This window comes from Pseudoxanthobacter sp., from assembly GCF_036822375.1.
Taxonomy (GTDB): Bacteria; Pseudomonadota; Alphaproteobacteria; order Rhizobiales; family Segnochrobactraceae; genus Pseudoxanthobacter.
In genome coordinates, this window is record NZ_DAISHT010000075.1 from 7038 (window position 1) to 16103 (window position 9066).

The window sequence follows — 9066 nt, forward strand, 5'->3', positions numbered from 1 at the left end:
GCGGGCCGCCTCCAGAAAGGCCTCCACCTCTGCCCGCCCGGCCGGCGGCGAGGGCGGGCGGCCCGATGGAACCGGACGGTCCCGACTGTCGCTCATTCCATCCTCCCTGCCATCCTCCCTGCCATCCTCCTTGCCATCCTCCCTGCCGCACCCCCGGCGGCCCGCTCGGGCTGCCCGTTCTGACTGCCCCTTGCCATCCCTGCGAGACGCCCCGCCGGTATCGCGTCTGACGCCGGACAGGCCCCGGGGATTGCGCCGGGATCGGGGATCGGGGATCGGGGATCGCGCCGGCTCTCAGATCAGGCCCAGCTCCAGGAGTTCGGCCCGCAGCGCCTCCGGCATCTCGTCACCGCTGCCGGCGGCGCCGGCGGCAATGTCGCGCGGGGCATCGCCATCCGCCAGATAGCGCCAGCCCTGAAACGGCCGGCGCGGCTGACGCTGGGTTTCCACCAGCGCCGGCGCCAGCACCAGATCGCACCGGCCGATGCCATCCCCGCCGGTGAAGGGGCGGATATCCAGCAGACGCTGCCGCACCTGCACCACGCCGCGAATGACCCAGTAGAGCGATCCGCCGTCGAGCAGTTCGTCGGCGCGCTTCGGCACCATGCGGGTGGTGTGCACCTGCTCGCCCCCGCCGGCGGTGACCTCGCCGATCCACGCGCGCAGATCGTCCACCGAATCGGCCCCGACGCACAGCTTGATGAGATGCAGCGGCAAAATGGTCTCCTCGTCGCCCGGCCGCGTCGCAGCGGCGCCGGCCCAGGCACCCACCATAGGCCGGCCGGCGCACGATGACGAGCCGCGCCCCGCCGCCGGTGTGGATTGCCGTGCCGGCCGGGATTCCGCCGGACCATCGCGCCGGCGGTGGCAGGCCTCAGCCCCGCTCAGAAGCCCATGGCGCGCTGAAAGCCCTGCTTGGCATAGGCGGCGCGCAGGCCGCTGCACGGGGCGATCCGCGCCCCCGGCAGATAGGGCACGCGCCGGCGGTTGGCTTTCTGCAGCACGTCGGCGGTTTCCTTGCACACCAGCAGTCGCAGGTCCGGGTGCGCGCGCTTGGTGTCGATATAGTCCTTCTGCGCCACCGTGCTGCCGGGGATGGCCAGCAGAATGCCGCGGCCGGAGAGAATGATCTCGAACACACGCCCCTTGCCGCCGGCCAGAAAATCGCCGCCGGTCTTCACCGCACTGGAGAAGAGCGCAGGATCGTGGCTGTCGATCACCACATAGACCCGGTCGCCCGGGCGCCCGGGTGCCGCGCTCTGCGGCGCCGGCTTGCGCCCGGCCGCGGCCGGCGCGGCCATGCCAACCGCACCCGCGGCCAGCACCAGCGCCAGCACCGCTGCCCGGCACAGCCGGCCGCCGGCCAGCACCCGTTTCACTTCCGCGCCCACCGCCCGCTCCGCGCCGTTCGCCGTCGTCATCGCCCTGCCCCGTCGGTCTGCCGGCCTGCCGTGCGCGGCCGCACCGCCTCAGTCTTCCAGCCAGTCGGCGCAGCGCGGCGGCTCGGCCGTCCCCCACGGCATGATCGGCACGGAGGAGGTCGAGTTCTTCGGGCTGCCTTCGATCAGCTTGTCCGAATAGACCATATAGACGAGCACGTTGCGCTTCGGGTCGCAACCGCGCACGATGCGCATCTTCTTGAAGAACAGCGACCGGCTCTGCCGGAACATCTCGTCGCCCTGCGCGAACTTTTCGCGGAACGAGATCGGCCCCACCTGCCGGCAGGCCAGCGAGATATCCGACACCTCTTCCGCCACGCCGAACAGCCCCGCCATACCACCCTTCTCGGGCACGGTGAAATGGCAGGCGACGCCCTCAACCACAGGATCGTCAATGCCATAGACGGCGAGCTTGTCATCCGGCGTGAGGAACTTCCACACCGTCGATTTGCGGAAAATGAGATCCGGCTCCTCGGCACGGGCCGGCGCGGCGGCCGCCATCAGGCCCGCGCCCGCCACCAGCGCCAGAAAAACAGCCCGGAAACCGGCCCGCCGGCCGGCAGCAGCAGAAGCGGCCATCGTCATCCCTCTCACGCGCCTTCCGGCGATCGGTCCGAGACAGATATGGGGCGCTTCCGGTGCGGCTGCCAGAGCCGCGGCCTGCCCGGCCTATTCGGCTGCCAGCCGGAGTTCGTGGAACCCCCGCCCCTCGGCGTGGCCATCCAGCGCCGCCACGACATTGTCGTAGAACTGGCGGCTGGAGGCTTCCCAGCTGAAATTGAGCGCAAACGCCCGGGCCCGCGCCCGCGGAATTTCCAGCGCGGCCAGCGCGGCGGCGCGCAGGTCGGCGTCGAGCACGCCCGGCCCGGTGCGGCCGATCACATCGAGCGGCCCGGTCACCGGGAAGGCCGCCACCGGCACGCCGCAGGCCAGCGCCTCCAGCAGCACGTTGCCGAAGGTGTCCGTCAGGCTCGGGAAGACGAACACATCGAGCGAGGCATAATAGCTCGCCAGTTCCGGCCCCAGCTTCGCGCCCGTGAACAGCACATGAGGATAGCGCTTGCGCAGATCCTCCAGCGCCGGGCCGCCGCCGACCACCACCTTCGAACCCGGCAGGTCGAGATCGAGGAACGCCTCGATGTTCTTTTCCACCGCCACGCGGCCGACATAGCCGAAGATCGGCCGCGGCAGGTCGAGCACGCTGGCATAGTCCGGGTTGAACAGCGCGCTGTCGACGCCGCGGTCCCAGCGCATCAGATTGCGGAACCCGCGCGCGGCCAGTTCCGCCTCCAGCGAGGGCGTGGCGATCATGCAGCCGGCCGCGGCATTGTGGAAACGGCGCATCCACGCATAAGTCCAGCGCAGCGGCACCGGCACGCGGGCATGCAGATATTCGGGAAAACGGGTGTGGTAGCTGGTGGTAAAACGCAGCCCCGTGGCAATGCAGAACCGGCGCGCCAGAATGCCGAGCGGGCCTTCAGTGACGATGTGCACCGCATCGACCTTCGCCCCGGCAATGGCACGGCCCACGCTCTTCGGCCGCGTCACGGAAAGGCGCACCTCCGGATAGGTCGGGCACGGCAGCGTGCGATAGTCCTGCGGGGTGAGCGTGCAGGATTCCACACCCAGACCGGCAAGCCCCTCCATGGTCCGCTCCATGGTGCGGACCACACCGTTAATCTGCGGATGCCAGGCATCCGATACGACCATCAGTCGCTTCATGCGGCAGCACGCTCGCGGTGGGCTTGCTGGCGAAGGGGCTGGCCGGCCGCATTGCTGGTCCAGCGGATCAGCTCGAAGCGGCCGTCGTGGGTTTCCACGATGGCCGTGCAGCTTTCAACCCAGTCGCCCGTGTTGATATATCCGATGCCGAACCGGTCGTGCATCGTGGCATGGTGAATGTGGCCGCAGATCACGCCGTCCACGCCGGAACGACGGGCTTCCGTCGCCAGCGCTTCCTCGAACTTGCCGATGAAGTTCACGGCGTTTTTCACCTTCAGCTTGGCCCAGGCCGAAAGTGACCAGTAGGTCAGCCCAAGGCGGCGGCGCACGACATTGACCCACGTATTGGTGGCCAATGCCGTTGTGTAAGCCCAATCGCCAAGGAACGCGAGCCATTTTGCATGGCGCACGACCACGTCGAACTGGTCGCCGTGAATGACCAGAAAGCGCCGGCCGTCGGCCGCCGTGTGCACAGTGGAATCGACCACTTCGACGCCGCCGAAATGACTGCCGAGATAATCGCGCAGAAACTCGTCATGGTTGCCGGGGATATAGACGATACGCGCGCCCTTGCGCCCCTTGCGCAGCAGCTTCTGGACCACATCGTTGTGGGTCTGCGGCCAGTACCACGCCCGCCGCAGCCGCCAGCCGTCGACGATATCGCCGACCAGATAGATCGTCTCGGCATCGTGCACGCGCAGAAAGTCGAGCAGCAGTTCGGCCTGACAGCCGCGGGTTCCGAGGTGAATGTCGGAGAGAAAGAGCGCGCGGTAGTGGCGCGGGGCATCGTCATCCGGCGGCAGGCGGCCGAGCGCCGCCGTATCGTTGATGAACTGGTCCATCATCGTTGATCCCTCATGCCCCGGCAGAAGCGCTCAGGGGCGAAAGACCGGAGCGGCGCGGGGGCCGCGGACGCGAGGACCTCAGGGTCTCAGCCGCTCCGGCGATGAGGGATCAGGACGCGATTCCAGTATCATCCTTGTGACGAAGCGGCTTTTCCCGGCTCCGGCGGCGGCCACAACGCATGAAAATGGTGCACGGGACCATGGCCGTTGCCGATCTTCAACACATCGGCGGCGCGGATTGCTTCGGTGAGATAGGCTTTTGCCCGCGCAATCGCCGGCTCCAGCGCCAGCCCCTGCGCAAGACCGGCGGCAATAGCCGACGACAGGGTGCAGCCGGTGCCGTGGGTGTTCATGGTCACATGGCGCGGTGCGGTGAACCAGCGTCGTTCGCCGCCGGCCGTCACCAGCAGGTCGCGCGCCTGCGGGCCGCTCAGGTGGCCGCCCTTCAGCAGCACCGCATAAGGGCCGGCAGACAGCAGCTTTTCCGCCTGCGCCACGATTTCCGCCTCGCTCTCCGCCAGCGGCAGCCCGGTCAGGCGCGCGGCCTCCGGCAGGTTCGGCGTCAGCAGGTAGGAGCGCGGCAGCAGATATTCGATGAGGGCGGCCACCGCCTCCGGCACCAGCAGCGGATCGCCGGAGGTGGCCACCATCACCGGATCCGCCACCACGGGGCCGCCGTCGAAGGCGTCGAGCCCCTCGGCGATGGCAATGATGGTGTCGATGCGCGAGACCATGCCGATCTTCACCGCCGAAACGGCCAGATCGGAAAAGACGGCGTCGATCTGCGCCCGCACGAACTCCGCCGGCGCGTCGAACACGTCGCTGACGCCGAGGGTGTTCTGCGCCGTCAGCGCCGTCACCACGCTGGCGCCGTAGACGCCGAGGGCGGAAAAGGTCTTCAGGTCGGCCTGAATGCCGGCGCCGCCGCCGGAATCCGATCCGGCAATGGTCACGGCAATGGCGGGGGCTGCGGCGCTCGCCGCGGACTGCGAACCGGTCATGATGCTCTCCGCCGTCAGGCCGCACCGGCCGGGGCCAGCGCCCGGTCGACGGCAAGGCGCAGGGCACGGGCGGCCATCCACGGGTCGGGCGCGGCGGTGATGGCGGAAATGACGGCCACGCCGCCCACGCCCGCGCCGATCACCCCGGCCGCGTTATCCTGCGTGATGCCGGCGATGGCGCCGACCGGCACCCCGTCGTCGCGGCCGCGGATCGCCGTGGCGATGCGCGAGAGGCCGCCAAGCCCCATGGGCGGCTCGGCATCGGCCTTGGAAAGCGTCTGGAAGACCGCGCCGATGCACACATAATCCAGTTCGCCATAGGCCGCCGCGTGGGCATCGGCGATGCTGCCGATGCTGAGGCCGACGATGGCCTGCGGCCCGAGCAGACGGCGCGCATCGCGCACCGCGATATCGCTCTGGCCCACATGGGTGCCGTCGGCGCCGGCCGCGAGGGCCACGTCCACCCGGTCGTTGATGACCAGCGGCACGCCGGTGCCTTCCAGCGCCTGCTTCAGCGCGCGGGCATTGGCGATCATGTCGCGCGTCGAGCCGTGCTTGTCGCGATACTGCACCAGCGTGGCGCCGCCGGCGACCGCCGCACGCGCGACATCGACCAGCGGCCGGCCGCGCGTCTGCAGCGGATCGACCAGACAATAGACCCTGATATCGACAGGGCGGCGAAGACGGGACGGCGCTTCCGGCGCCGGATCGGTGGTGCTCATGTCTCAATTCCCTCCGCCGGCATGATCCGGTTCAGGTACAAGGGGTTGGCGCTGGTGCCTCTCAGCCCCCGGCAGCCGGCTGCCGCCGGTGCACGGGGACACCCCCATGAGATCGTCGTTATGGGCGGCCGGGCGGCCGCCGATGGAACGCCGGCGGCTTTCCGCCGCCGTTGCCGGCATGAGCCGCTTCCGCGGCCCCGCCCGCCGGTCCGCCGGTCTGGCGGGGTGCGGGCCGGGCATCGGGTGCGCGGCAGAGCCGGCGCCGGTTTCATGCCGTTGCGCAACTCTTAGACACTGCCGGCGCCGTGTTCAAGCCGCTTGCGCGCCCGTCCGCGCCCCGGCCCAGTTGACGCCCCGGCCCCGCGGACGCCATACAGCCGGCAAAGATGCAGGGCGCGCCGCAGGGGCGCCCGCTCCGCCCCCCTGCGTTGCCGGAGGCCCGCGCCATGCCCTTCTGTCCGATGCCCTTCGATCTCGCCTCCGCCGCGGCTCCGGCGCACCCGGGCCTGAAGCCGGTCCATGTGGTGGGCGGCGGGCTCGCCGGCTCCGAGGCCGCCTTCCAGATCGCCCGCCACGGCGTGCCGGTGGTGCTGCACGAAATGCGCCCGGTGCGCGGCACCGAGGCCCACCGCACCGAGGGCTTCGCGGAACTGGTGTGCTCCAACTCGTTCCGCTCCGACGATGCCTATGCCAACGCCGTCGGCCTGATCCACGCGGAAATGCGCCGCGCCGGCTCGCTCATCCTCGCGGCCGCCGATGCCAACCCGGTGCCGGCCGGCGGCGCGCTGGCGGTGGACCGCGAGGCGTTTTCCGCCGCCGTCACCGCCGCGCTGGAAGGCCATCCGCTCATCAGCGTGGTGCGCGAGGAGATCGCCGGACTGCCGCCGCAGGACTGGGACAGCGTGGTGGTGGCCACCGGCCCGCTCACCGCCCCGCCCCTTGCCGATGCCATCCGCCAGCTCACCGGCGAAGCCTCGCTCGCCTTCTTCGATGCCATCGCCCCTATCGTTCACCGCGAAAGCGTGAACATGGAGATCGCCTGGTACCAGTCGCGTTATGACAAGCCCGGCCCGTTCGGCACCGGCAAGGACTATCTGAACTGCCCGATGACGCGCGATCAGTATGAGGCGTTCGTGGCCGGGCTGGTTGCCGGCGAGACGGTGTCGTTCCACGAGTGGGAAGCCGACACGCCTTATTTCGACGGCTGCCTGCCGATCGAGGTGATGGCGGCGCGCGGGCCGGAGACGCTGCGCCACGGCCCGATGAAGCCGATGGGCCTCACCAACCCGCGCGATCCGCTGGTCAAGCCCTATGCGGTGGTGCAGCTGCGGCAGGACAATGCGCTGGGCACGCTCTACAACATCGTCGGTTTCCAGACGAAGCTGAAATATGGCGAACAGGCGCGCATCCTGCGGATGATTCCGGGGCTGGAGAACGCCGAATTCGCCCGCCTCGGCGGCCTGCACCGCAACACCTTCCTCAACTCGCCGAAGCTGCTGGACGGCACCCTGCGGCTGAAGGCGATGCCCCGGCTGCGTTTCGCCGGCCAGATCACCGGCTGCGAGGGCTATGTGGAATCGGCGGCGGTGGGGCTCATCGCCGGCCGCTTCGCCGCCGCCGAGCGCCTTGGCCTCGCCCCGCTCGCCCCGCCGCCCACCACCGCGCTCGGCGCCCTGCTCGGCCACATCACCGGCGGTCACCTGTCGCTGGAGGAGGAAGGCACGCCGCGGTCGTTCCAGCCGATGAACGTCAATTTCGGCCTGTTCCCCCCGGTCAGCGTGCCGAAGCCGGAGGACGGCCGCCGCCTGCGCGGCGCTGCCAAGACGCAGGCCCGCAAGCGCGCCATGGCCGAACGCGCGCTGGCCGACCTCGGCCCCTGGCTTGAAGCGAGCGCCCTCAGCGCCGGCTGAGGCACGCTTGACGCGCCGGAACAGGGCCCGGACCGTGCGCAGGGCAGCTCCTTCGCCGGCGTATGACCGGGCGGTAACCAGAGCCGCTGTTTGGTCATGGCTGCCATGTTGGCGGCCTGAAGAGGCCTTTGTGACGGCCCGGCGGCGCCGGGTCTGCCGTTGTTAGCGACTGGTGCGCAAGGCGAAATCGGCCTGCATTGATCCGGCGCAGGCGGCTCTGTGGCCCCTGCCCGCCGGCGGGCAACGGGCGGGCTGTGGCCGCTTTGCAACGCCGGCCGCCGTTTCTTGCCATATTCTGCAGGCAAAGGGCGCCGTCAGAGACCGCCGGCCCGCAAATGCGGCCCGCTCTGAAATCCGGCCCGCCTGCCTTGCCGGCGGTCTGCAACGAACCCTGCGGAGGGACGAGCCATCGCCCTTTTCCGCAACCGGGGCAGCGGCATTGCTGCCCGAACCCGAGATCCGAAAAGACTCCGGCCCGGCCGGAGAGGAGTGACGACCATGAGCAACAAGCATCCGAATGCCGCCGACGCTGCCGGCAACGACCTGACCCCGGCCGCCCAGGAAGCCGCCATTGTGGAAGCCCGGCTTGCCACCCATTACAAGCCCCTCGGCCTGCGCGCCGTTGCCGCCGCCGAAGCGGTGATGCACGAGGACAAGGAAGACGAGCAGGCCCGCTGAGGCCGGCCCGCAAGCGTTCCCGTTGCCGGTTTTCTGTTCCGACACTGCCCTGCGGCCGGAAAGCGATGGCTTCCCGGCCGCAGTCATGTCCGGGCCGCGCCCGTCCGCCGCCGGTCAGGGATAGAGGCGGACCTTGTCCCACGGCTGATCGGCGGCGGGACGGGTGAAGCGGATGCGGTCGTGCAGGCGGAAGGGCCGGTCGTGCCAGAACTCGATGGCGAGCGGCGTGATGCGGAAGCCCGACCAGTGCGGCGGGCGGGGAATCGAACCGAGGCCGAACTTCGCCGCATAGCGCGCCACTTCCGTTTCCAGCGCGAAGCGGTTTTCCAGCGGGCGCGACTGGCGCGAGGCCCATGCGCCGATGCGGCTGCCGCGGGCCCGCGACTGGTAGTAGGCATCGGCCTCTTCAACCGTTACAGACGCAACGGTGCCGCGCACGCGAATCTGGCGGCGCAGGCTTTTCCAGTGAAACACCAGCGCTGCCTTGGGATGGGCCAGAATCTGCCGTCCCTTTGCGCTCTCGTAGTTCGTATAGAAGACGAAACCGCCGGGATCGGCACTCTTGAGCAGCACCATGCGCACATCCGGCATGCCGTCCTCATCCACCGTTGCGACGGCCATCGCGTTCGGATCGTTGATTTCCGCCCGCGTTGCCTCATCCATCCACTCGGCAAAAAGCTGAAATGGCTCGGAAGCGGCAGAGAAGTCACCGCTCATTAACTCGGGCATGGGACGCTCGAACTCGTTCG

General features: G+C 69.5%; 10 protein-coding genes and 1 riboswitch. Of the genes, 2 read left to right on the top strand and 8 right to left on the bottom strand.

Translation table 11 applies throughout. The features are described from left to right. Positions 1-294: 294 nt before the first annotated feature. From V7067_RS09160 to thiE, 7 genes are all read right to left on the bottom strand, one after another. Entirely contained in the window at positions 295-717 is a 423-nt protein-coding gene (locus V7067_RS09160) for a DUF1489 domain-containing protein (RefSeq protein ID WP_334175597.1), read from the bottom strand. 167 nt (positions 718-884) lie between these two features. Next, positions 885-1421, bottom strand: coding sequence for a hypothetical protein (locus V7067_RS09165; protein ID WP_334175590.1), 537 nt, complete (start codon positions 1419-1421; stop codon positions 885-887). Positions 1422-1469: 48 nt separating this feature from the next. Next, positions 1470-1940 carry a CreA family protein gene (locus V7067_RS09170; protein WP_334175598.1) on the bottom strand — a complete coding sequence of 157 codons (471 nt, stop codon included), beginning with the start codon at positions 1938-1940 and terminating at the stop codon, positions 1470-1472. Positions 1941-2108: 168 nt separating this feature from the next. After that, positions 2109-3149 carry a glycosyltransferase family 1 protein gene (locus tag V7067_RS09175; RefSeq protein ID WP_334175591.1) on the bottom strand — a complete coding sequence of 347 codons (1041 nt, stop codon included), beginning with the start codon at positions 3147-3149 and terminating at the stop codon, positions 2109-2111. 8 nt (positions 3150-3157) lie between these two features. Beyond that, positions 3158-4006, bottom strand: a complete 849-nt coding sequence (locus V7067_RS09180) for a UDP-2,3-diacylglucosamine diphosphatase (protein ID WP_334175592.1) — start codon at positions 4004-4006, stop codon at positions 3158-3160. Between the two features lie 128 nt (positions 4007-4134). Beyond that, positions 4135-5007 (bottom strand): bifunctional hydroxymethylpyrimidine kinase/phosphomethylpyrimidine kinase, encoded by an 873-nt coding sequence (gene thiD, locus V7067_RS09185; RefSeq protein WP_334175593.1) that lies wholly within the window; start codon positions 5005-5007, stop codon positions 4135-4137. A 14-nt stretch (positions 5008-5021) separates the two neighbouring features. Beyond that, positions 5022-5729 carry a thiamine phosphate synthase gene (gene thiE / locus V7067_RS09190; protein ID WP_334175594.1) on the bottom strand — a complete coding sequence of 236 codons (708 nt, stop codon included), beginning with the start codon at positions 5727-5729 and terminating at the stop codon, positions 5022-5024. Continuing rightward, positions 5720-5845: riboswitch (TPP riboswitch) on the bottom strand. Its footprint overlaps the gene before it by 10 nt. A gap of 345 nt (positions 5846-6190) precedes the next feature. On the opposite strand from thiE, the gene trmFO reads away from it, so the two are divergent. Together trmFO and V7067_RS09200 are read left to right on the top strand one after the other, a co-directional pair. Beyond that, positions 6191-7639, top strand: coding sequence for a methylenetetrahydrofolate--tRNA-(uracil(54)-C(5))-methyltransferase (FADH(2)-oxidizing) TrmFO (trmFO, locus tag V7067_RS09195; RefSeq protein WP_334175599.1), 1449 nt, complete (start codon positions 6191-6193; stop codon positions 7637-7639). A 498-nt stretch (positions 7640-8137) separates the two neighbouring features. After that, positions 8138-8317, top strand: coding sequence for a hypothetical protein (locus tag V7067_RS09200; RefSeq protein WP_334175595.1), 180 nt, complete (start codon positions 8138-8140; stop codon positions 8315-8317). 114 nt (positions 8318-8431) lie between these two features. On the opposite strand, the gene pdxH is transcribed toward V7067_RS09200, so the two are convergent. Continuing rightward, complete coding sequence (pdxH, locus tag V7067_RS09205) at positions 8432-9046, bottom strand: pyridoxamine 5'-phosphate oxidase (protein ID WP_334175600.1); 615 nt, start codon at positions 9044-9046, stop codon at positions 8432-8434. Positions 9047-9066: the final 20 nt, after the last annotated feature.